The 23,236-nt window shown below is 52.8% G+C and carries 20 protein-coding genes; 10 read left to right on the top strand and 10 right to left on the bottom strand.

Annotated features, from left to right (window positions below; all coding sequences use genetic code 11):
* The first annotated feature begins 240 nt into the window (after positions 1 to 240).
* The 3 genes from MKX76_RS02560 to MKX76_RS02570 are packed head-to-tail and all read left to right on the top strand — an operon-like array spanning position 241 to position 2,652.
* The gene (locus tag MKX76_RS02560) at positions 241 to 1,137 is read left to right on the top strand and encodes a PhzF family phenazine biosynthesis protein (protein ID WP_341032935.1); all 897 of its coding nucleotides are present in this window, start codon (positions 241 to 243) and stop codon (positions 1,135 to 1,137) included.
* 41 nt (positions 1,138 to 1,178) lie between these two features.
* The gene (locus MKX76_RS02565; RefSeq protein WP_341032936.1) at positions 1,179 to 1,739 is read left to right on the top strand and encodes an STM3941 family protein; all 561 of its coding nucleotides are present in this window, start codon (positions 1,179 to 1,181) and stop codon (positions 1,737 to 1,739) included.
* Positions 1,720 to 2,652 (top strand): phosphotransferase family protein, encoded by a 933-nt coding sequence (locus tag MKX76_RS02570; RefSeq protein ID WP_341032937.1) that lies wholly within the window; start codon positions 1,720 to 1,722, stop codon positions 2,650 to 2,652. Before MKX76_RS02565 ends, MKX76_RS02570 begins: the two co-directional genes overlap by 20 nt.
* Positions 2,653 to 2,933: 281 nt before the next feature.
* Here the strand turns inward: MKX76_RS02570 and MKX76_RS02575 are convergent, their stop codons facing one another.
* The gene (locus MKX76_RS02575) at positions 2,934 to 3,212 is read right to left on the bottom strand and encodes an excalibur calcium-binding domain-containing protein (protein ID WP_007132213.1); all 279 of its coding nucleotides are present in this window, start codon (positions 3,210 to 3,212) and stop codon (positions 2,934 to 2,936) included.
* 187 nt (positions 3,213 to 3,399) lie between these two features.
* Here MKX76_RS02575 and MKX76_RS02580 point away from each other — a divergent pair, with 187 nt between their 5' ends.
* The 4 genes from MKX76_RS02580 (at position 3,400) to MKX76_RS02595 (ending at position 10,126) form a co-directional block, all read left to right on the top strand.
* Complete coding sequence (locus tag MKX76_RS02580) at positions 3,400 to 6,735, top strand: DEAD/DEAH box helicase (protein WP_341032939.1); 3,336 nt, start codon at positions 3,400 to 3,402, stop codon at positions 6,733 to 6,735.
* Positions 6,736 to 6,842: 107 nt separating this feature from the next.
* Positions 6,843 to 7,178 carry a potassium channel family protein gene (locus tag MKX76_RS02585; protein ID WP_341032941.1) on the top strand — a complete coding sequence of 112 codons (336 nt, stop codon included), beginning with the start codon at positions 6,843 to 6,845 and terminating at the stop codon, positions 7,176 to 7,178.
* A 230-nt stretch (positions 7,179 to 7,408) separates the two neighbouring features.
* A complete protein-coding gene (locus MKX76_RS02590; protein ID WP_341032942.1) occupies positions 7,409 to 8,023 on the top strand; it encodes an NUDIX hydrolase in 615 nt (204 codons plus the stop codon).
* A gap of 27 nt (positions 8,024 to 8,050) precedes the next feature.
* Positions 8,051 to 10,126, top strand: a complete 2,076-nt coding sequence (locus MKX76_RS02595; RefSeq protein ID WP_341032943.1) for a peptidoglycan D,D-transpeptidase FtsI family protein — start codon at positions 8,051 to 8,053, stop codon at positions 10,124 to 10,126.
* A gap of 179 nt (positions 10,127 to 10,305) precedes the next feature.
* On the opposite strand, the gene MKX76_RS02600 is transcribed toward MKX76_RS02595, so the two are convergent.
* The 7 genes from MKX76_RS02600 to MKX76_RS02630 all read right to left on the bottom strand — a co-directional run bounded on the left by MKX76_RS02600 (position 10,306) and on the right by MKX76_RS02630 (position 18,127).
* Entirely contained in the window at positions 10,306 to 11,337 is a 1,032-nt protein-coding gene (locus MKX76_RS02600) for a glycoside hydrolase family 88/105 protein (RefSeq protein WP_007132208.1), read from the bottom strand.
* A 51-nt stretch (positions 11,338 to 11,388) separates the two neighbouring features.
* Complete coding sequence (locus MKX76_RS02605) at positions 11,389 to 12,222, bottom strand: carbohydrate ABC transporter permease (protein ID WP_028405386.1); 834 nt, start codon at positions 12,220 to 12,222, stop codon at positions 11,389 to 11,391.
* Positions 12,223 to 12,227: 5 nt separating this feature from the next.
* Complete coding sequence (locus tag MKX76_RS02610) at positions 12,228 to 13,127, bottom strand: carbohydrate ABC transporter permease (RefSeq protein WP_028405385.1); 900 nt, start codon at positions 13,125 to 13,127, stop codon at positions 12,228 to 12,230.
* On the bottom strand, positions 13,120 to 13,287 hold the full coding sequence (locus tag MKX76_RS02615) for a hypothetical protein (RefSeq protein WP_186332934.1): 168 nt from the start codon (positions 13,285 to 13,287) through the stop codon (positions 13,120 to 13,122). The genes MKX76_RS02610 and MKX76_RS02615 overlap by 8 nt, the downstream gene beginning before the upstream one ends.
* Before the next feature lie 69 nt (positions 13,288 to 13,356).
* Complete coding sequence (locus MKX76_RS02620) at positions 13,357 to 14,694, bottom strand: ABC transporter substrate-binding protein (protein ID WP_028405384.1); 1,338 nt, start codon at positions 14,692 to 14,694, stop codon at positions 13,357 to 13,359.
* A 141-nt stretch (positions 14,695 to 14,835) separates the two neighbouring features.
* Positions 14,836 to 16,380 (bottom strand): response regulator transcription factor, encoded by a 1,545-nt coding sequence (locus MKX76_RS02625; protein WP_210094723.1) that lies wholly within the window; start codon positions 16,378 to 16,380, stop codon positions 14,836 to 14,838.
* A gap of 13 nt (positions 16,381 to 16,393) precedes the next feature.
* Positions 16,394 to 18,127 carry a cache domain-containing sensor histidine kinase gene (locus MKX76_RS02630; protein WP_341032944.1) on the bottom strand — a complete coding sequence of 578 codons (1,734 nt, stop codon included), beginning with the start codon at positions 18,125 to 18,127 and terminating at the stop codon, positions 16,394 to 16,396.
* Positions 18,128 to 18,355: 228 nt separating this feature from the next.
* Here MKX76_RS02630 and MKX76_RS02635 point away from each other — a divergent pair, with 228 nt between their 5' ends.
* The 3 genes from MKX76_RS02635 (at position 18,356) to MKX76_RS02645 (ending at position 20,439) form a co-directional block, all read left to right on the top strand.
* The gene (locus MKX76_RS02635; RefSeq protein WP_341035014.1) at positions 18,356 to 19,483 is read left to right on the top strand and encodes a rhamnogalacturonan acetylesterase; all 1,128 of its coding nucleotides are present in this window, start codon (positions 18,356 to 18,358) and stop codon (positions 19,481 to 19,483) included.
* 162 nt (positions 19,484 to 19,645) lie between these two features.
* The gene (locus MKX76_RS02640; RefSeq protein ID WP_007132200.1) at positions 19,646 to 20,026 is read left to right on the top strand and encodes a sensory rhodopsin transducer; all 381 of its coding nucleotides are present in this window, start codon (positions 19,646 to 19,648) and stop codon (positions 20,024 to 20,026) included.
* Positions 20,023 to 20,439 carry a GNAT family N-acetyltransferase gene (locus MKX76_RS02645; protein WP_341032945.1) on the top strand — a complete coding sequence of 139 codons (417 nt, stop codon included), beginning with the start codon at positions 20,023 to 20,025 and terminating at the stop codon, positions 20,437 to 20,439. Before MKX76_RS02640 ends, MKX76_RS02645 begins: the two co-directional genes overlap by 4 nt.
* Before the next feature lie 444 nt (positions 20,440 to 20,883).
* Here the strand turns inward: MKX76_RS02645 and sstT are convergent, their stop codons facing one another.
* Both sstT and MKX76_RS02655 read right to left on the bottom strand, forming a co-directional pair.
* Positions 20,884 to 22,113: a serine/threonine transporter SstT gene (gene sstT, locus MKX76_RS02650; RefSeq protein WP_341032946.1), complete on the bottom strand. Its 1,230-nt coding sequence runs from the start codon at positions 22,111 to 22,113 to the stop codon at positions 20,884 to 20,886.
* 436 nt (positions 22,114 to 22,549) lie between these two features.
* On the bottom strand, positions 22,550 to 22,948 hold the full coding sequence (locus MKX76_RS02655; RefSeq protein WP_341032947.1) for a hypothetical protein: 399 nt from the start codon (positions 22,946 to 22,948) through the stop codon (positions 22,550 to 22,552).
* Positions 22,949 to 23,236: the final 288 nt, after the last annotated feature.

Raw genomic sequence — 23,236 nt, forward strand, 5'->3', positions numbered from 1 at the left:
GTGCTTTCGGGCATCATGCTGCCCATTTTGATGCTTTGAAAGCCTTCATAGGATGGGGATTTTATCCGATCTCTCGTTTTATACTGTGTCCCGGGTTGTGGCCCATTAGACTGTCATGGAACCTACCTCAACAATTAAAACGGATTTTGTCCTGGATTTACGGAAGGTGGAGTGATAAGATTTTCTCAAATTGTATCCATGCGATCTCATCGTCCGTGATGAGAGAAAGTGGGGGGAGCGATGAACATGGTGACCGTGTTTCAGTATGATGCGTTTTCGATCGTGCCCGACAAGGGGAATCCTGCCGGAGTCGTGCTTGATGCGGATCATTTGACGGAGGAAGACATGCTGAAAATTGCCAAACAGGTCGGATTCAATGAAACGACGTTTGTCATGCATTCGGATCAGGCGGATATTCGGCTGCGTTATTTTACGCCTGGTCATGAGATGAATCTATGCGGGCATGCGACGATGGCATCCATGTATGCACTCAAGACGAGAGGATTGCTGGATGCGAAGGATACGTATACGATCGAGACGAAGACGGGCGTACTGCCGGTCAGATTCGAAAATAACGACGTGCAGCCTAGCATCACGATGAAGCAGGATTCTCCGCAGTTTGTCGAATTTGAAGGCGATGTGGACTTGCTGGCCTCAGCGATCGGATTGCATCGTGACGAGCTTGATCTGACGAAGCCGATTGTATACGGCAGTACCGGAATCTGGACGTTGTTGATTCCCGTGAAGAAGCTGGACAGCTTCAGCCGGATGATTCCCAACAACCGCAAATTTCCGGAGATTTTAACGCAGAATCCCAAAGCTTCCCTGCATCCGTTCTGCATGGAAACGATAGATCCGTCAGCCCTGATGCATGCCAGACATTTCTCGTCCCCATATTCCGGCACCATCGAAGATCCTGTTACCGGAACCGCATCGGGTGTTATGGGCGCCTACTATCTAACCTACATACAGCCTGAATGGCCTTCCATACAGATGATGGTTGAGCAGGGACAGGAGATCGGCAAAGATGGACGGGTCCAGGTTACGGTTGACCGCGAATTTGGGAAAATGGAGGTATACATAACGGGAACGGCGGTATTCGTGCGGGAATTTGAAGTGGATCCGGCGAAGGAGTAGACAATCCTATATGATTTAAAGCTATAAGGAGTGTAAAACAGGTGCACAGACAAGAAGAAATCCATATTAAACCCAAAATAACCAAAATTTTGTTAGGCTCTCTCTTCTTCGTTGCGCTCGGAATCTTTATGCTATATGCCGGCTTAGCGGATCGTTTAATTGTTCTGGTGATCGCTGGATTCATCTGTACCGTATTTTTCGGAGCGATGCTGGTCTTTTCCACGAGTAAGCTTGTGCAGCGTAAACCGGCGCTGGTTATCAATGATGAGGGAATTATCGATCGTTCCTCCTATGTAAGCGTTGTGGCGATTCCATGGAATGAGATTAAAAGCATCGATATTTACCAAGTCATGAATGAGCGGTTTATTGGAATCGAGGTGCATCATCCGGATGAGATCCTGGCTAGGTTGCCTGAGTGGAAACAGAAGCTGATGAGAATGAATAAAAGGATGACGAATGCAACCGTCCATCTTTCGGCCTCCGGACTTTCCTGCAATTTGAATGAGTTGTTTCTAACGCTATACCGGAGGTGGAAGATCTCCAAAAATGACGATATCACCGAAATGACGGAGGTTGTGAACAATGAAGAGCTTCAAGCCTGAGATGGATACGGATACAGCCATAAGCCATCTCCGGGAAATTGAGGGTGAGCATATAACGAACGTTAGTCCCATCGAGATGGGGGAGCTCAGCAGGGTATTCCGTTATGAAAAAGACGGCAAAGCGTATGTCATTCATTTCAAGGATAATCGCGACAGTCTGGAGAAAGAACGATGGATCCATGATCGGTATGGGGCTGTATATGGCTTGCCCGTCCCGAAGGTATACAAGATCGGAAACGCAGGCGCCATCCATTTTTCAATCTCGGATCAAATGCCGGGGGTGCCTATCAGCACGCTTCAGCCGGCTTCCATCCGTCAAGTCATTCCCAGTCTGATCGAGCAGTATATTCGCCTTCACCGGATTACGGCAGGCGATAACAGCGAAGGCTACGGCTGGTTCACGCCTGAGGGCAAAGCAGCGCATGGCACGTGGACCGATTACCTCAAGGCTACCTTCGCCGAGGACCAGGGAGGATTTTACGAGGGCTGGACCGATCTGTTTGACAGCAGCTTTTTGGAGAAGGACCTCTTTTACCGCTTGTATGAAAAGATGGTAGAGCTTGCTGCATTTGCGCCGAAAGAGCGCTATCTCGTGCATGGGGATTTTCATTTGGGCAATATGCTGGCGGCAGAGGACCAATTATCCGGAATTGTGGACTGGGAAATGGCGATGTACGGCGATTTCATGTTCGATGTTGCGGTCATGGATTTATGGGCGCCTCAGCTTGAGTTTCCCAAACGTTTGAAGATGGCAGTCGAGCAACAAGGTGACGACATTCCGCATTTCCGGGAACGACTGCTCTGTTACCAATTATTCAAGGGAATCGACGGGCTTCGATTCTATGCCAAGAAGGACCATGAACCCAGCTATCGGTTTATGAAAGAGCGTATCATGTCGCTGCTCTCTGAATAGTGAGTATCCCGGAATCTGATCGGCAAATGTCTCCTCATCTTGTACCGAACTCTCGGTTATGTCCAAGCAGGCGTTATCCCGGACTTTGCCATTTCGTCGGCAAGCTGGATGAAACGGTGCTGTACTCTAAGCGTCTATAGGAGGATGCTCCGATAGAACTAAAAAACCTGCCGACTACGGCAGGTTTTTTAGTTTCGTTTTCTTTTCTTTTGTTTTCTAGCGGGTACGAGTTTAATCCATTGAACTTGCCCATTGAACTTAGCCCAATGCAGCTTATCCGATTATCGCTCGCAAGCGATCTTATCCTTGTCACGATCCCTGGCTGTGTTGGCGTCATACAGCGCTTTGGATACATAAGGCTTGTATTTCGTCTTGCCGCCTTTGTTCTTGACGGATGCGGACCGGGCAACGCCTCCAGGGTAATCTTTATTCATCTCTTTGCAGTTTTTGTATTTTTTCACTTCGGTGGATTTGGCGTCTGCAATATCAGTGCTGGTATGACCCAGTGCAAGAGTAGTGAGCAGAGCAAGCGAGAGCAGAACGGTTATCTTTTTCTTCATGACAATCGAACTCCTTTATGTATCAATCCATTATTGATTATTTCATCCTTATCATAGTAGGTGCTTCCAAATATATCAATATGCAGGTGCATTTACCGGTGTAGTATTCTGAGACGAGCAAATTCTGACCTTGTTCCGAACGTGGTATACTGTTGTGTAACAAGCGAGAAAGAAAGGGATTGGACGGATGAGCAACCGGTTGACGGAACGAATCATTAAACAGTGGTGCGGAAAAGCCTCCTATGAGAAGGGGCATCAACTATACCGGGGCGGCAGGGTTCACATGCTAAAGCGGGACCTCGATAACCGGATATATGATGCGGAAGTCGCGGATCGAACATCCGGGATCGTCCGGATACGGATCGATGAAGAAGGAGATATCATTGCGGAATGCAGCTGCGGCTTCCATCATTCAACGTCGCATCGATGCGGTCACATGGCAGCCGTGCTGCTGACAATCCAGGAACTGGAGCAACCAAGTGAAGGTGACGAACGGAAGTATCCGTCCCTGCTGCATGGTACGAAGCCTGGAGAAGAAGAGAACGGGCTGCTAACCCCGCGAGCTAAGGGCAATTCGTTCATGCCGGCGGACGATTGGGAGATGGATCCCCAGATCGGCAATCGGCTGCTCGGTCTGTTCGCCGATCCGGGGTATCGGCATTCCAGTGCTGCCTCACGTTTTGACACAAGGGAGATCTTGCAGACGGAATTTATCTTAAAGCTGATTCCATTTAGCAGCGGAAAGAATCGGTTGGGCATCGAAATGAGAGTCGGCCAGAAGCGGCTGTACGCGGTGCACCGGATTCGTGATTTTCTGGAATGCGTTAGAAGACTGGAGCCGTGCACGTTTACAAAGAACTTCACCTATGATCCGGAGCGGCATGGATTTAAGAAGGAGGATGACGACCTGCTCCAGGAGCTGATCCGTATTTACGACCATGAACGAATGGTTCAGCAGACCTTCGGCTTTTACAGTCCCCCTGGCAAAAAGGCCGGGAGTGAGCGGATGCTCTTCATCACGCCCTCGTTCTGGCCAAAAATCAAAGCGCTGGCGGCTGCGTCCGGAAGCTGTCTGCTGTCGGTCGACGGGATCCTGACGGACAAGCTGCAAGCATACCAGGAGCCGCTTCCGATCCGGTTTGAAGTGGAACCGTCCGGAGATACGCAATATGTGATGTATGTTCAGGGGCTGGACCGTCTGCAGATTCTGGAGGAATACGGAGCCGCCGTCGTTGACGGGAAGCTTGCCGAGCTTACGCCCCAAGATGGGGCCAGGCTATCCGAGATGAAAGAACTGCTCGAGCGGACGTATCCGCCTGCTGTGCCGATATCGGGGGGCATCATGGAATCCATGATGGAGAAGGTAATTCCCGGGCTTATGAAGCTCGGAAGCGTGCATATTGCAAAGGCCGTGTCCGATAAAATGATTCGCTCCCAGCTCAAAGCCAAGCTGTACCTTGATCGGGTAAGAGGACGCTTGCTGGCCGGCCTGGATTTTCAATACGGCGATATCGTAATCAATCCCCTCGACGGAAACCGTGCAGCGCACGACGGCAGTACCATTCTCGTCCGGGACGGAGAACGGGAACAGCGGATCCTGCGCCTCATGGAGGAGGCGGATTTCGCCAAAACGGACGGCGGATACTATATGAACGACGAGGATGCAGAATTTGAATTTCTGCACCATATCGTTCCCGAGCTGGAGAAGCTGCTTACGGTATATGCCACGTCAGCCGTGAAGGAGCGAATATTCCGGGAGCATGCTGCGCCGAAATTGAAAGTGGACATCGATGAGCGGACCGATTGGCTGGAGCTGAAGTTTGAGCTTGACGGCATACCGGAATCCGAGATTCGGAGCTTGATCCGCTCGCTTGAGGAGAAACGGAAATACCACCGTCTCCCGAGCGGCGCGCTGATGCCCTTGGAGGGCGAGGCATTGCAGGCGATCATAGCTGCCATGAACCGGTTAGGGGCATGGAGCAGCTATGCGGAGAACGGTACAGCCAGATTGCCGGCCGTTCAAGGACTGCAGCTGCTGGGCTGGGAGAGCGCGTCATCATCAGTACAACTGGGCAAATCGCTCAGACAAATGCTTCAGCATGTCAAACATCCCGATGATCTGGACTTCCCGGTACCGCCAAGCCTCGAGCCGGTCTTGAGAGATTACCAGAAGTATGGCTACCAGTGGATGCGCACCTTGGCCCACTACCGGTTCGGCGGAATATTGGCTGATGATATGGGTCTTGGAAAAACGGTCCAGAGCATCGCGTTCGTGCTGTCCCTTCTACCGGAAATTCGAAAGACTGGAGAACCCGTCCTGATCGTGGCCCCGGCTTCTCTGCTTTATAATTGGCAGAGCGAGATTGCCCGGTTCGCGCCGGAGATTCGAGCAGCCGTCATGGACGGCTCCCGGCTTGAACGGAAGAAGCTGATCCGCAGTGAAGGGGAGGCGGATGTATGGATCACCTCGTATCAGCTGCTTCGCATGGACATGGCCGATTATGCAAAACGGATGTTCCACGCCGCGATATTTGACGAAGCCCAAGCCTTTAAGAATGATGCGACGCAGACTGCACAGGCGGTGAAGACGATCAGCAGCCGGTACCGGTTTGCCTTGACCGGCACCCCGATGGAAAATCGGATGGAAGAGCTCTGGTCCATATATGACGCGGTATTCCCCGCTTTGTTCGGTGGACGAAAAGCTTTTCAGGATTTGCCGAGGGAAACGGTCGCAACGCGGATCCGCCCTTTCTTGCTGCGGAGGCTGAAGTCGGATGTGCTGAAAGAGCTGCCGGATAAAATCGAGACACTGCAGTCCTCGGCACTCCTCCTGGAGCAGAAGAAGCTGTATACGGCTTATTTGGCCAAGCTAAGACAAGAGACGCTGAAGCATCTCGCCAAGGACGGCTTCCAGAAGAGCCGGATCCGGATATTGGCCGGATTGACCCGCCTGCGACAAATATGCTGTCACCCTGCATTGTTCGTGGAAGGCTATGAAGGCAGCTCCGCGAAGTTCGAGCAGCTGCTGGAGACGCTCGCCGAATGCCTCCATGCGGGAAGACGCGTCCTCGTCTTCTCGCAGTTCACCACTATGTTGAAGCTGATCAGCCAGGAGCTGGGACGGCGCGGGGTGCCGTTCTTTTACCTCGATGGACAGACCCCACCGGCCGAGCGGGCCTCGCTGTGCAGCCGCTTCAACGAAGGCGAGCGCGAGATTTTTCTGATCTCCTTGAAGGCCGGGGGAACAGGGCTTAATCTGACTGGAGCGGATACGGTCATCCTCTATGATCTGTGGTGGAATCCGGCGGTTGAGGAACAGGCGGCAGACCGGGCGCACCGGATCGGACAGAAGAAAATCGTTCAGGTGATCCGGATGGTAGCCAGGGATACCATTGAGGATAAGATGATAACCTTGCAGCAGAAGAAAAAGGATCTGATCGACGAGGTCATCCAATCGGGTGAGGATTGGCTACCGAGCTGGACCGAGGAGGATATCCGGGAGCTGTTGATGCTCCAGCCATAAGATATGGGGGAATGGATCGAGTGCTTCACTGCCGTTCCATGCTGCGATTTTTAGACACGATTTCAGACTAGATTCCTACAGGGAAAAAATAAGGCGGTTAACCGAACATGATTTCATTTCTGCTAACATTAAAACGGCTGCTCAAGGGGCTGGTTCATGCGTTCAAGCAGCGCAATTTCGTTGCATTGTTTGTCCTGATCGTCATCATGCTGGTCTCGGGGACGATGTTCTATACAAAGCAAGAGGGCTTGTCCGTGCTGGACGCACTGTATTTCTGCGTTGCTACGCTGAGCACGGTCGGCCACCCCGACTTTGCTCCGCAAACTTCACTCGGAAAGGTGTTTACGATGATCTATATCGTCGTCGGAACCGGCTTGTTCCTCGGGATGGTCGGCCATCTTGCCTATGCTTTAATCAAGAGCACGCAAAAAGAAGAGAAGTAACACTCAGACGGCCACGAACGAGGGATCTGAACCGGGCTCCGCCTAAGGGTTGCAACGACCCGAGCATGGCGGAGCCTTTTTCATTTTTTTAGGGAGACTTGCTCTATAGTTCATCATATATTTCCGAGAAAATATGGTATAATTGGATGGTTACGGTCTTCCATTATGTCCCAAATTTGATTGAGAGCGGTTCCGGGGACACAAGTTCATGAAAAAGGAATGAGACAAGCATGCTGAAATGGTTGGAGTGGGCAAAGGAAATACAAGCGATCAGCCAAGCTGGCCTCGCCTATACCAAGGATGTTTACGACCAAGAACGGTTCGAGCAGCTGAGAGCGCTCAGCATATCGATTATGCAGGAATATACAGAAGCGGGCGAGGATAAGATCCGCACCTTATTTGCCAGTGAAACGGGATACCAGACGCCGAAGGTGGATGTGCGCGCGGTTATCTTCCAGGACGGGAAGCTGCTGCTCGTTCGGGAGAAAGCCGACGGAGCCTGGGCATTGCCGGGCGGATGGGCGGACATCGGTCTGTCGCCGTCGGAGGTGGCCGTTAAGGAAGTACAGGAGGAGGCGGGTTATGAAGTACGCGCAGTGCGGCTGCTGGCTGTGCTGGATAAAAAATTTCATCGGCATCCGCCGTCGCCTTTTCATGTATATAAAATGTTTATCCAATGCGAAATCACAGGGGGGGCTGCGGGCATCGGCACAGAAACGTCGGCGGTCGGCTTCTTTGAACGTGATGCGCTTCCCCCATTGTCTGAAGAACGAAATACGGCCGAGCAGCTGGACCGTTTGTTTAATTATGACAATCATCCCGATCTTCCGGTCTGGATGGATTAACCTTGTCGTGGAAAGGAGAGCAGGAGCATGATCAAGGGATTTCCTCCTTACATGAGCGATCCCGATGAAGGGGACGTGAGGCGCCAATTCAACCGGCGGGTCAATCTGTTCTTTTTCGGCGCTTTCCTCATCTTTTGTATCCTTATCATCCGCATGGCCGTTCTGCAGTTCGTGGAGGGCCCGGAGCTTGCAGAAAAGGAATCCGGGGGAGAGCTGAAAAAATTCACGCTTCAGCCGATCCGGGGAAGCATTATCGATGCCTCCGGCGAGAAGCTGGCTTATTCGACGGGGACCCATACCTTATATATCACGCTGATGAAGGATTATAACAAGAACACGGAGCGCGGGCAGAAGAACCGGCCGGAAATCGAAGCGATGGCGAAGGAAATCGCGGAGGTCTTCGCCCAATATGGGAATCCGAAAGCCAAACCGATGACAACCGAAGAGGTGATTGACGCCCTGGATCTGGAGTATACGAAGCAGCACGGCTATGCGCCCAGACGGATCAAATCGGATTTGACGAAGCAGGAGATCGCTCATTTCATGGAGAACCGCTCGCGGTACCCGGGCATTCAGATCGTGGAGGAGAATGTGAGGCATTACGACCCAGACACGGTTGCGGTCCAGACGATCGGGTATCTGAAGAAATTCAAGGGCTCAAAAGATTTCAAGGAATATGCCGAAATCGATGAGGCGAATAAGAGGCAGGACGATCCGGGATTGATCTACAACGAAGAGGATTGGGTTGGCTATGACGGACTTGAGCGGATGTTTCAGAAAGAGTTGCGCGGCAAAAGCGGGTATATCAGCATCCCGATTAATCCGCAGAACATGGTGGACGGCGTCCCGTCCATGGCAGCCCCTGAGAAAGGGCTCGATGTCCATACGACGATTCATAAGGATATCCAGCTTGCGGCTGAGGAAGCCATTACCGAGCGGTTGCAGTATCTTCGGACCCATCTGATCTCCGGGAAGTATCATCGGGATGCGCTGACCGGTTATGCCGTCGCCATGGAAGTGGACACTGGTAACGTCGTGGCGATGGCCAGCATCCCGGATTATGACCCTAACATTTGGGGGAGCGGAGATAAAATCACCCAAGAGGTCGTCAACTCTTCCGGTAACGGGACGATAACGATCTTCGGCTCGGGCCGATCGGGCAATGGATTTGAATCGATGATCTATCTCGGATCGGTCATCAAGCCGCTGACGGTGCTGATCGGGCTCAATGAAGGCCTGTTCACGCCATACGATACGTACCCGGACCAGGGCTATGCCTTGATCGGCAAAGAGGGCAGTGAAACGCCGATCCGAAACGCCGGCGGTCATGTGATTGGCCGGATCCGGCCGGACCAAGCGATTCAGACCTCGTCCAATGCCTTTATGATCGATCAGGTCGGGGAGAAGCTGTATGACAAATACGGCGGTGATAAAGCCGTTAAAGTATGGGATCAGTATATGAAGCGGTTCGGACTCGGCGTTGTCACCGGCAGCGGATTGCCCCTTGAGAATGAAGGGAGGGCGGAATACCTCAATAAGGAAGCTGCAGGCAGCAATCTCGCTGCGCTGGCTTATGCCTCCTTCGGCCAAATGGGTAAATATACGCCGCTGCAGCTGGCCCAATACACGGTGATGCTGGCTAATGAAGGGAAGCGGATCAAGCCGCAGCTCGTGAGCAAGATCACCGACCAGAACGGGAACATTGTCAAGGAATTCGGCAGGGAAGTAATCGACGAAGTCAAGCTTCCGCAGGAATACTGGCAGGTTATCAAGCGAGGCATGAATACGCAGGGGATCGCCGGGTTTGAAGGCTTCCCGTACGACTTTGCCCGCAAAACCGGCACGTCCGAGCAGGATTCACCGGCAGGGAGAAAGGACAATGGCGTGTTCATCGCGTTTGCTCCCCGAGAGAAGCCGAAGCTGGCGGTCGTGGTTGTCATCCCTGAAGGCGGCTTTGGCTCTCAAAGCGCCGCACCGGTCGCACGCAAAATCTTCGATGCCTATGACGAGGTGTATGGCCTTGACGGGACGCCGCATCCGAAGCAGAAGGCGGAAGAAGGCAAGGCTGAACAGGGTGAGCAGGAGGAGAATCAAGGCGAGTAACAATAACGAGTAACAGGACGAATAACAACACGAATAACAAGACAAGTAAGTCGAGTAACTAGATCCGGGTTCAGTAGTATAGCTATTATTATTATTTCGAGTAATTTTGGGTTAAAAGAAACAGGCTGCCTTCAAGAGAACACTCATCGTTCCCTGTACGGCAGCCTTTCTTGTATCTACTAATACGGATTATTCTTGACCTTGAGCACTTCGGCCAGAAATGCCAGCGTCAATCCTTGTCCCCAGCCCTGAATTCGCTTGTCGGGCACGCCTATATAACCAGCAGCATTTTTCATGACGGCCGTTCCGGCCGACACGCCGGTTACGGTCCCATCCTCGGTAATTTTGGTCAGGATGCCGTCGATCGATTTCTGGGTGTACTTATTGTAGATGCGCCCCTTGGTCAGCAATGCGGTTGCGATCCCCGCCGATCCCGACGTTTCCAGCGGCGACTGCGGATCCGTCGTAATGGTGTGCCACAGCCCGGATTCATGCTGCAGCCGTACGAGCGAGCTCAGCTGATCCCGAAGCGAGCCTTCAATGATCATGAAGGAAGGGTGCGTAACCGGTACGAGCTCCAATGCGCGCGCCATCGTAAGGGCGGCCCAGGCATTGCCGCGGCACCAAAATACCCCTGACATATGATTGCCGGCAATATTGTCCCAGCCATGATAGTACAGATTCGTCACCGGATCCTGCAGACAATTCTCATGGCCGTGGTACTGCCGCAGCCCGTCCTCGAAATAATCTTCGCGGCCGAGCAGCGCTCCAATGCGCAGCAGGAAGTAACCGGCCATGAACATCGTGTCCACCCATGCCTGCTCAGGGAAGTTATAGGCTTCGGAGTTGACGGTGTGCTGAAAGATCCCTTCTCCGAATCGAACGGCATCGTGAGTGAGGTATTCGGCCATCTCCTTGGCCGTTTCGATATAACGCTCATCGCCGTAGACGTTATACAGCGTTAAGAGGGAATGTCCGATCGAGACGCCGTTCACAGACAGCTTTGGCAGACCATCCTCCATATTTTCGTCGACCCATGCCTTCAGCTGCTCCAGATATTCCATTTTGCCCGTCGCTTCATACGCCTCGCAAACGCCGTAAAACGCAACCCCGCCGGGCCAATCCCAGCTGAAGTCCATGCGGAAGGTCCGCTCCACCACCTTATCCATGACTTGCCCGATATACTGTTCATCAAATACGAGTGCCGGCATAGCTGCAGCTCCTTTCATATTAAGCCTCCTTAAGAGGGAGAAATTTGGGGATTAACCTTTCAAGCCTGTTGTGCTGATCCCTTCGACGATATACTTTTGGAAGATGAAAAATACGATCACGACCGGCAGCAGCGACAGGGTGGCCATGGCAAACATTCCGCCCCAGTTGTTGAGCGATTCCCCATCGAGGAACAGCTTGAGCGCCAACGACACCGGGTATTTCTCCGGCTGGTTCAGGTAGATCAGCGGGTTGATGAAATCATCCCATCTCCAGTAAAAGGAGAAGATGGAACACGTGATCAAGGCCGGAACGATCAAGGGCACAACGACCCGGATGAAGATGCCGTACTTGCTGCAGCCGTCGATCCTTGCGGCTTCATCGAGCTCCCGCGGGATCGTGCGGATAAACTGCATAATCAGAAAGATGAAGAACGGAACCCCGAAGAAATGGGGAACGATCAGCGGCTTGAACGTCGAGATCCAGCCGAAATTGGCGAACATCACGTACTGCGGGACGATGACGACGTCATGCGGCAGCATCATGGTGATCATCATGCAGGCGAACCAAAATTTTTGACCGAAAAACCTTGTCCTAGCCAGACCAAAAGCCACTAATGCGGAAGATACGACGGCACCGATCGTTGAGATGATGACGATGATGAAGGAATTCTTGAAGAAGGTCCCGAAGGTCGTTCCGGCAAATCCCTTCCAGCCTGTTGCATAGTTCGAGAATTCGAGCTTGCTGGGAATGAGACTGTAGGCGGTCGTAAAGATTTCGTGATTGGGCTTCAGCGAGCTGGCGGCGAGCCACAGGATCGGATAGGTCATGCACAGGGCGAACAGCCCGACCAGCGTATGATACAGAATGCGTCCGGATTTGGTCATAGCCGTCAGTCTCCTTTCGATTCGTAATGAACCCAGCGGGTGGAAGATCTGAAGATGAGCAGGGTAAGGACGCCGACAATGACGAGCATGACCCAGGCAAGCGCCGATGCGTAGCCCATTTCAAAATGCGAAAAGGCTTTGCGGTACAGGTAAAGCGAGTACAGCAGCGTCTGATCCAGCGGACCGCCTTCACCGCGCGAGATGATATAAGCGGGGGTGAAGGTCAGGAAGGCGGAGATGGTCTGCAGCGTCAGATTGAACAAAATGATCGGGCTCAGCAGCGGGAGCGTAATCTTGAAGAATCGGTGCACGGCATTCGCGCCGTCGACGCTGGCCGCTTCGTAATAATCCTTCGGAATGTTCTTGAGTCCGGCAAGGAAAATAATCATCGATGAGCCGAACTGCCAGACCGACAAGGCGATGAGTGTCCACAGCGCCGTGCTCGGATTGCCGATCCAGGATGTGCTGGATTCGATGCCGAAGAGCGAGAGGGCGGAGTTGACGAGCCCTTGGTCGCCGAAGATTTGCTGCCACATAATCGCGACCGCGACGCTGCCGCCGATCAGGGACGGCAGGTAAAAGGCCGAGCGGTACAGCCCGACCGCCTTGGTCGCCGTATTCAGGATCATTGCCACGAAGAGTGCAAAGATAAGCCGAAGCGGGACGCTGGCGAATACGTATGTAAAGGTCACCTGAAACGATTTTCCGATTTTATCGTCCTCCGTGAACATCCGCTCATAATTGCCGAGGCCGAGCCAGCTTGGCGCCTCCATCAGGTTATAGTTGGTGAACGAATAGTAGAGGGACGACAGGATCGGATACAGCGTAAAGATCAGAAAGCCAAGAACGAACGGAGCGGAGAATACGTATCCGGTGATATGCTCGTTCTCGCGAAGTCTATTCATCATTTTCAACCCCTCGTCTTTCAAATTTGACAGCGCCCGTCCGGCGGGCGAATTCGCTGGCGGATAGTTCCATTATAGAAAGTCTGACCGAGAGGGCGTTATGAAGAAAACCGTCCATTTTGTTTAAAAACCAGAGGTCCGCCCGGTCCGGTGTCATCATAAAGGCACCCCCTGCCCCGTACCTGACGTACGTTTGAAAGGGGATGCCTCAAGTTAGGTGCATCCGGAACTACTGCTGGGATCTGGCCAGGATCGCATTCGCTTCCTTGCGGAATTCGGCAGCCGCATCCTCCACCGATATTTTCTTGTACAGGATGCGCTCGCTGAGATCGCGAAGCAGCTTCTCGATTTCCACGGCACCGATCGGATTCGGCGGATCGCCAGGGCTGCTGTTCGCCTCGGCCCAGGTGACGTAATCGAATATTTTCGCCTCATTCTCGGAGAGCAGCGGCTTCAGCGCTTCCTTGACTTTAGCGGATACCGGCACGCCACGCTCGCCCTTGATCAGCTTATTTGCCTCGATGTCGTTGATGAAGAAGCTGATGAATTTCGCCGCTTCTTCCTTATGCTTCGACGTCTCCGTGACGGAGAAATACATGGACGGCTTCAGGAAGAGCCCTTCCTTCGTGCCCGGTCCCGGCATCGGATTCAGCTCCAGCGGACGATCGGGAACGAGATTGGCAACGGCGAGAAACTGGTTGGACCAGCCCGTGCCGGAAATGGCGTTGCCAAGCACGATTTCATCCTCCTCCGCGACGCCTTTCTTCTGGGCTTCCTTATCCAACGACAGGATGTAGCCATTGTCATACCACTTCTGGTAGCGGGTGAAATAATCGATAAAGGCCTGATCATCGGCATAGCCGATCGTTTTGCCGTCCGCGCTGTACATTTTTTGGCCGATCGTTCTCAGATAATACGGGAAGAAGACGTCATGCCGGTAGGCGAAGCCACCGATGAGAAATCCTTTTTCCTTCGCTTGCGCGCCCATTTTGTCCATGTCGTCCCAGGTCCAGTCCTTGCCGGGAATATCGATGCCGTTCTTCTTCATCGTCTCTACGTCGAATGTCGTCTGGAGTGCGTTGACGCCAAGGTTCATCGCTACCAGCTTGCCGTTGACCTCGCCTCCGCTCAGGGCATTCTCGCTGACGTCCGACACGTCCAGGACTCCGCTGTCGGTGAACGGCTTCAGATCGGCAAGCTGATTGCGGCCGGCATATTGGTTCAGATAGGAGATGTCCATCTGAATAATGTCCGGAAGACCGCCGGCTACCGCCTGCGGAGCAAGCTTCTTCCAGTAATCGTCGAACGGGGCGTATTCAGGCTCGATGGTGACGTGCGGGTTCTGCTCCTGATACATTTCAATGACCTTCAACGTGTAATCGTGCCGGGACTGTCCGCCCCACCAGGCGATGCGCAGCTTTACCGGCTCCTTCTCGTCGCTGGCGGCTGCGGACGGCGCTGTATCGGTTCCGGCGCTTGCAGGCTGATCGGCCGAATTGCCGCCGGAGCAGCCGATCAGGCTTCCGAGCAAGGAGCACATGAGCACTGCGGTTAACACTTTTCTCATTCCATTTCCTCCCCTTGGTTGATGAACCCATCTGTGACTCGTTTGATAGTGCTTACATTCCCAATTATTGTGTGTAACAAGGGAAAGAGTAAGGAAAAAAACCGTGCACTTTGTTCAAAAAGCAGATATGTACGTACAAGCCTAGCCCTCTTTTTTCATGTATTCCGAAGGCGTGCAGCCCATTTGCTTCTTAAACACCTGGCTGAAGTACTGGGGATTGTCGCCGAAGCCGAGCTGCTCGGCCATTTCGAAAATTTTGATATCCGGGTCCTTTGCCATCAGCTCGGTCGCGCGCTTGATGCGCAGCTTCATGACGTAATTCGAGAATTTCTCGCCGGTCTCTTTTTTGAACAGCTTTCCGAGATAGTCGGCATTCATGTACAGCATGCTGCATGCGACCAGGTTCAGGGTCAGCTCCGAATTGCCAAGCTGTTCCTCGATAATCTCGATCATTCTCCGGACGATCGCATTATATTTCATGGTGTTCCGTTCATAATTCCGCTGGGTAATTTCGATGACCGTTTCTTCCAGAAATGCCTGGATCGACTGGAGAGTCGTCATTTCCGCAATGACCGGTATCCGTTCGTATCGTTCCGCCATCTCCTCGGGATCCGTCAGCCGAATGAGGGATACATACTGCGATATGGCGTGGGACTTGGTCATCTCAATGCTCAGCTGGGCCCGCTTCAGTTCATGGATGAATTCATTCAGCGCCTGCCGGGCCTCTTGGTGGTGACCGGACCGCACCGGCATGCACAGACGCTGCTCGTCGAAGGAAAATGCACCGCTGTCGTCTTCGGATTGCAGCGTGTCGTTCGTCGTAATGATGCCGCTCTCGTCCAGGTAGAAGCGGTAATTCAGGCACTGCAGCGTGTCGCGGTACAGCTTGCGGGCCAGCGTTACGGGCCCAGGATCGCTGATGGCAACCGTCACGTCCAGCTTGTAATACTGCTTGAACGTACAGCGGATGTCCTGGATCCGGTCATGGAGTTGAAGCCCGGGGCGCTCCTCAATGAGAACCAGCACATGCGGGCCGATGGTGGTGCTAAGAAGGGTGGTGTCCAGCAGATCCTCGGCAATATTCTTCACGGCGAATAGATGCTCGTAATCCGCCTCGCCTTCCAGCTGGAACAGCAGCAGCTGCACCGGCCGGTCGAAGTCGTATTGGAACAGTCTGCGATATTCCTCCAAGTCGTTATGACCGTAAGTCTTGTTCGTCACGAATTCTTTCAGCACCTGCTCCTTCACATGGGGAAGCACTTTCTCGAAACGGTGCTTCATATCCTGAATGAAAGCTTCCTTGCGGCGGTGATCCGCCAGGTCAAAGGTAACCTCCTGCAGCGCTTCCCCGATCTTAGACTCATCGGTCGGCTTCAGCAAATAATGCTTGACCCCGTACTGCATGGCGCGGTTGGCGTATTCGAATTCGCCGAAGCCGGACAGCAGCACGAATTTGATGTGGGGATGGCTTGCATAGGTTTTGGCCACGAGCTCGAGCCCGTCAAGGCCGGGCATGCGGATATCGCACACGACGATATCCGGAGAATCGCTAACGATTTTTTCGTAGGCCTGGATGCCGTTCTGAGCGGTTCCCGCAAGCTCGGTTTGATAGGCGGACCAGTCCACCATGCGGGAAATACCATCCAGAATGATGCGCTCATCGTCTACGAGCAGAACTTTGTACATGGGAATCCCTCCGTTATAGTGGCAGTGATAGAATGATGCGGGCGCCGAGCCCAGGTCGGCTCTCGATATATAAACCGTAATTGTCGCCGAAGGCGAGCTTCAGGCGTTCGTCGATGTTAAGCAGTCCGATGCCGTTGCCTGTCGTCTGCAGGCTTCCGCTTCGAAGCCGGTCGAGGGTGTCCGGAGCCATGCCCGGTCCGTCATCCTCAACGATGACGCAGAAGGCATGCTCCTCCCGCCGGGTGTACAGGGCGATTCTGCATGGCTCGACCGATGGCTCCAGCGCGTAGTGGATTGCATTTTCAAGCAGCGGCTGCAGGGACAGCTTCGGAAGTCTGCGCTCCAGGTCCTCATCCGGTACGTTCATGCTAAACTCGAGCCGGTCCTCAAAACGAAACTTCTGGATGATGATATAGTTCTTGACGATTTCGAGCTCTTCTCGTAGAGAAAGAATCGGCTCCTTCAGGCTGACGGAGTTGCGAAGGAGGAAGGCCAGCGCCTGCACCATATCGGAGATTTGCGTCTGCTTGTTGATTTTTGCAAGCCAGTTGACCGACTCGAGCGTGTTGTAAAGGAAATGTGGATTGATCTGGGCTTGGAGGGCCTTGAATTCGGTCTCCTTGACGAGCAGCCGGCTCGCATAATTTTCGGTGATCAGGACATTGATTCTCTCCACCATCAGACGAAACGTCCGGTGCAGCAGACCGAGCTCATCCATCGCGACGGGCGCCGCGTCTTGGGGGAGTACGTTAGCTTCAGCGAAATTCCCTTTCTCGGCCAGCTTCATCCGGGCGATCAAGCTTTCGATCGGCTTGGTCAGGCCCCGGCTGAACCGAATGCCCAGCAGAATGGCGACGGCGAATATCATGCCGAATACCATGATGACAAGCTCTTTGATAAAAATGATTTGCCTAAAGGCCTGATTGAAGGGGGTAGCATTAATATAAGTCCAGCCCGTATTGAAGGAACGGTTATATGCAACAAAATACGTGTGCCCTTCAATCTCCCGGGTAAAATATCCGCTGCCGGATGATACGTCAGCCTGGATGGACGCCGGGTCGAAGTTCGGCCGGGTCGGGTAGATGACGTCCGTTCCCGAGGTCATGATCAGCTCTCCCTCCTCAGCTGCAGATGTACGTACAAGCTTGTCGATATTGACCCGAACTACGATCGTGCCCAGATATTGAAGGTCGAACAGGGTTCCTGAATAGGAGCGGATCTCCCTGGACAGCAGCAGGGCCGGGTCGTGTTCATCGGGGTAGAACCAGCGCTCTTCACCGTCGGCATCGCCCGCAAGCTGCATGATATGCTGCATCTTGGAGGGAGCGATCGGTATGACGCTGCCGACATCGTGCTGTTTGTTGAAGGAGTCGATCAGGTGGATGGAGTAGAGCATAGGCTCGGATCCCACGTAGTTGAGGAGCCGATCGACAAGGCGCTGTCTCAAGGTGAGCCGGTCATAGTCGGAGTCGCTGTTGGAAATCGCCCGTAATATTTGCTGGATCTCCGTGTCGGTAACCATGTTGAAAGATAACTGCTCGATTCGCTCAAGCTCGGATTCGATGGCTGATGAGGACAAGTGTAGGACCTTGGACGATTTGAGGTACAGCTGCCCGTCGTAGATGGAGAAGGCATACTGCTGAACGATGACCGCGAAAGTGAATGCCATGGCCACGATCAGCGCGATGAGGAGCGACAGCTTGTTTTTGATTTTCATATTTTTGTAGACTGTGGTCCACTTCCTCACGGCATCCGTCTCCTTACCTTGGAGTTGAAATGTTGTGTACACATTATGTACCGGGTTGTAAACGCTGTCAACATGGTTATCCAGCGTCGGTATCCGGCTTGCGAGGTGCCGCTTCGGCCTTTGGCAGTTGACCGGAAATTTAAACAAAATAGCCGGATAAATAGATGGAATTGCGCATTTGGGATCGTGCATAATGGGGAAAGAGCGATTTAACGGGAGGGTGCTATGATGCAGAGCGAGGACCGCTATGCTTTTGATTTCGGAACCGGGGAGCCTGCCTTGGATTACGTGAAAATTATGTCCGACACGCTGTACGAGCCGGAGCGGGGGTACGGTTTCTTATCCGCTTCTGGCCTTACGGGAATACGAAGGGAGGGGGAGACGGGACTGGGCGCTGACTTTGTCATCCCGCTTGAAGCCGCCTTTCGGGTGGACGTGCCGAAGGACGGATTATATACGCTTCGTTTGACGATCGGCGACCCGTGGTTTGCGACCGAGACGACGGTCAAGGGAACGGACGGACAGATGCTGTTGTATCAGCTGCGGACGCCGCCCGGTTATATGGAGCGTTTCAGCGTAACGTTGCCGGCAGTCGAGAGGCGGATCGTGCTTTATTTTTCTGGAAGAGCGCCGCGATTGAACGGATTGGAACTGGCACTGGCACCGGATGCTTGCACATTGTTCATCGCAGGGGATTCAACCGTGGCGAATCAGCCTGCCGATGGCTATCCCTATGCCGGCTGGGGCCAGATGCTCCCAGCCTGGATGAAGCAGGATGCAGCTGTAATCAACGCCGCCGCTTCCGGTCGAAGCTCGAAAAGCTTTGTGGACGAAGGCAGGCTGGACCGGATATGGACTTGCATGCGGCCGGGGGATTATCTGTTGATCCAATTCGGCCATAATGACCAGAAGTCTGACCCGAGTCGATATACGGAGCCTTTTTCGACATACAAGGAGCATTTGAGGATGTACATCGACGGCTGCAGGGAGAGAAAGGCCGTGCCGATTCTGGTCACCTCGGTTCACCGGCGTTTTTTTGATGATAACGGCCGGCTGAAGGACACGCATGGAGATTATGTTACCGCGGTCCGCGAGCTCGCGCAGGAAGAGCAGGTGCCGCTTGTCGATCTGGCTGCAATCAGCATGGGGCTGTTCAACGAGCTCGGTCCGGAAGGTACACGTTCGATCTTCATGTGGGGAGCGCCGGGAGAGTGGATGAACTTTCCGCTCGGGGTTTCGGACAATACGCATTTTCAGGAGAGGGGAGCTCTTCGTCTGGCCGAACTGGTGGCCGAGGGTTTGAAGTCCTTGGCGCTTCAGCCGTTGTCCTTGTTTTTGCGGATGCAGCAGGGATGAGCGTCAGCTGATGACCTATCGTAATCTAACGGCAACCGAAAGGTAGAAGCGTGCTCCTCTCTTTTCGCCAATGCCTTAAAGGTTGTAGAGGAGCCGATACCCTGTGCGACGAATGTTTACTATAAAGCGAGAGCTAAAAAGGCGTCAGGAGGTGTTTTTCGAATGTCAAAAGGCGAGACTTTGTGGATCATTCCCGATGGCTATATCCCGCCGCAGAGCAGCGGGGAACTGACGAGTCATGAGTCGGTATGCGTGCTGAATACATCGGAGGAAGACGTGACGGTGACCATTCATGCCTATTTCGAGGATCGCGAGCCGCTGATGGGCATGGAAACGATCGTGCCGGGGAGACGTACCCGTCACATTCGTACGAGCTCGCTAAGCGCTGATGGCCGGACGATTCCCGCAGGCGTGCCGTACGCCATGGAGGTCGTCTGCAGCGGGCCCGTCTATGTGCAGTACAGCCGCCTCGATGCTACCCAGGCGGAAAATGCGCTTATGAGCGTTATGGCGTACCCCGTCAAGGGGAGCGGGAGCATATGAGCCAGGTTGAGCCTGCAGTTACTTATACGTCGGAGCTGCCCGGGGACTTTACGGCGCTGCTCGAATTATATGAGACATTAGGCTGGAACTTCCTGAACTTGAACATTGGGGACCTTCAAGCCATGTGCGCAGGAAGCTGGTATAGTGTTTATGCCTATGAAGGGAAGCGCCTCGTGGGCATGGGACGTGTCATTTCGGACGGAGTCCTTACCGGACTTCTATGCGGCATTTGTGTACATCCGGATGTTCAGGCCAGAGGGATCGGCACCGGTATCGTTCAAAGGCTCGTCATGCAGTGCGAGAAGTTTGGAGTCATTCCCCAGCTGCTGTGCGAACAAGAATTGGAAGGCTATTATGAAAGGCTGGGTTTTACGACATTTACGATCGGCATGAAAAAACACATAGCGCGCTAGGTCAATAGGTCGTAGCCCTGCTACCGCAGACAACAAAAAGGAAGTTTAAGCGGCGATTTGTTCCCGGCATTCTACGGGGATAGATCGCCAATTTGTTTTGCGAACATCTCTCGTTGTAGTAAGCCATGTGTTCTGCCGCACTGCCATCATTCGTTCAGCATCCGACAAATTCGATCTCTCCTGATTCCTAGCGTCCCGATGATCATGGAGTAACTCCAATTTCCTCCAATCGTAGGCGCGCCCCTATTTATAGTTCCTTTGTTACATCGGTTTGAGGCTTGTCGTTTCTTGGGGAATAAAAAATCCCCTCAGATCTACAGCGTTGAATTCATTGGAATATGAACTCTTCTTTCACTGTCTACCATAAGGGGATAATACCAAATTGACTTCCCTAATTATGCACTACAAGCCATGGAAGTGCAGTTCACAGACCGACTGCTTTCATTAGGCTTTGGCAATCGTTGCGTTTTCTTCTTTACGCTTCTTCGCATACTCCGCCGTGGCCGTAAACAGCACGTCAGAGGAAGAATTCAGCGCGGTTTCGCAAGAGTCTTGCAAAACGCCGATAATAAAGCCTACGCCAACTACCTGCATGGCAATGTCATTCGAAATGCCGAACAAGCTGCATGCCAGCGGAATGAGCAGCAGCGACCCCCCAGCCACCCCGGAAGCGCCTGCTGCGGCGATCGCCGATAAAATGCTGAGAATAAGCGCTGTGCCAAAATCCACCTGAATCCCGAGCGTATGGACCGCTGCCAGCGTCAAGACCGAGATCGTCACCGCTGCCCCCGCCATATTGATCGTGGCGCCTAGCGGGATGGATACCGAATACGTATCCGGGTTCAGCTTTAATTTCTCGCATAATCGCATATTGATCGGAATGTTGGCCGCAGAGCTGCGGGTGAAGAACGCGGTAATGCCGCTTTCCCGAAGGCAGGTCAGCACCAGCGGATACGGATTTTTGCGCAGCCTTGCATAGACAATGAGCGGGTTCACGACAAGCGCGATAAACAGCATGCATCCGACAAGCAGGAGCAGCAGTTTCCCGTAATCGAGCAGGGACGCTAGTCCGTTTGCGGTAATGGATTCGAAGACAAGCCCCATAATACCGAACGGAGCAAGCTGGATCACCCATTTGACGATTTGGGATACCGCATCCGAGACATTTGTCAGCAGGCTTTTCGTTCCCTCCTTAGCGCTTCGCAGAGCCAGGCCCAGCAGGATCGCCCATGCCAGGATTCCGATATAATTGGCTTTCATCAGTGCGTTGACCGGATTATCGACAACCTGTAACAGCAAGGTCCTCAGCACTTCGAGAATGCCCTCTGGCGGAGTCAGGTCCGTCGATCCCGTGACCAGCGACAAGCTTACCGGAAAAATAAAACTGGCGATGACCGCCACCAGCCCCGCCAGAAATGTGCTTATACCGTACAGGACAAGGATCGATTTCATATTCGTCTGACGGCCTTTCGCATGGTTCGAGATGGCGGACATGACGAGGAACAGCACCAATACAGGGGCAACCGCTTTTAACGCGGATACAAATAAAGTACCGAATAAACCGACTCCAGTCGCACCGGGAACAATCATTGCAAGGATAATCCCTGCAATGATCCCCGCCAAAATTCGTTTTACAAGACTTATTTGGTTCCACTTGAGAATAATTGCTTTCATCTTACTCCTCCGAAATATGCAATTTCAAAATATCAATACGCACCGCCTCGACGCTGCAATGTAATATAGCGCTAGTTTATCATGTAAAGTGAAGATTGTATATAACTGGTAATATATATGATTGTTTCCAGAAGTTAGAATTCAAGGGGGCGGTCGGAATGAGCAAAGCCGTCATGCGATAATATTGGAGGTGTTACCAGAGTATGTATAGACCTGGGACAGCTTTCGGGACTCGTTGGGGCTGGGCGTGGAAGATAGAGCTTGAACAAGTCCTATTTAAGGATTTGCAGGGGTCAGGAGCGCCGCAAAAGGAAGAACAAGTTCCGTTTCGGGACTTGCTGGAGTCGAGGCGTGAAAGTAGGGCAGCAGCTAACGGCGTTCCCCTAAAACGGGACGTGGTGTGCGTCAACCGGCGTATCATAACAGATTCGAGTCTCTAAGGGGCGTCAACTTGTTTCAGCTCATACACGTCAATCGAATCCTCTCGAATTTCCAAGGCGATCTTTGTATCATCTTTACGAAAAAAATGCACATGACCCAGACGCTCTTCCTCGATCTCGGTCCAGCCGGAAGCTCTGATCTCCTCCAGGTAAGCCCTCGGCGGATATAATCCCTGCTCGCCTCCGATATTTTCCAACTCGTACTTTGCACCCTCCGCGATATTCGGATTCCCGAACGTCGCCTCACGCTCCAGCGCTTGCTCAGGGACAGGGAAGTCCTCATGAACGGACGATATCTTGTATTCGTTGATAACAACAGGCTTGGGGGATGATGCGCAGCCGATCGTTAAGACGAACATGACGAGCACCAGGAACGCGATCAGATTTTTTCGCACGGGAAACCTCCTTGGCAATGGATAAGTGTCTATTAATTGCGTTGAAAAATAAGTTTCTATTGTTTCCGTTGAACCGGTCATTAGAAATCATACAACAAAGGTTAATAATTATGTCACATGCCAGTCATTTTGCTCCTATCGAGCTGCTCGAAGTTGTTCGGTAGCTTTGCAATCCTCTGGATAGGTTTGCAATGCTTCATGTTTTTGTAACGACTCTGATCTGGTAAAAGTTTCAGATGATTTCCTCGATGGTGAAGCCCCAACAGATTTTTAGCACAAACAGACACA

Source organism: Paenibacillus sp. FSL R5-0810 (assembly GCF_038002285.1).
Taxonomy (GTDB): domain Bacteria; phylum Bacillota; class Bacilli; order Paenibacillales; family Paenibacillaceae; genus Paenibacillus_AQ; species Paenibacillus_AQ lactis.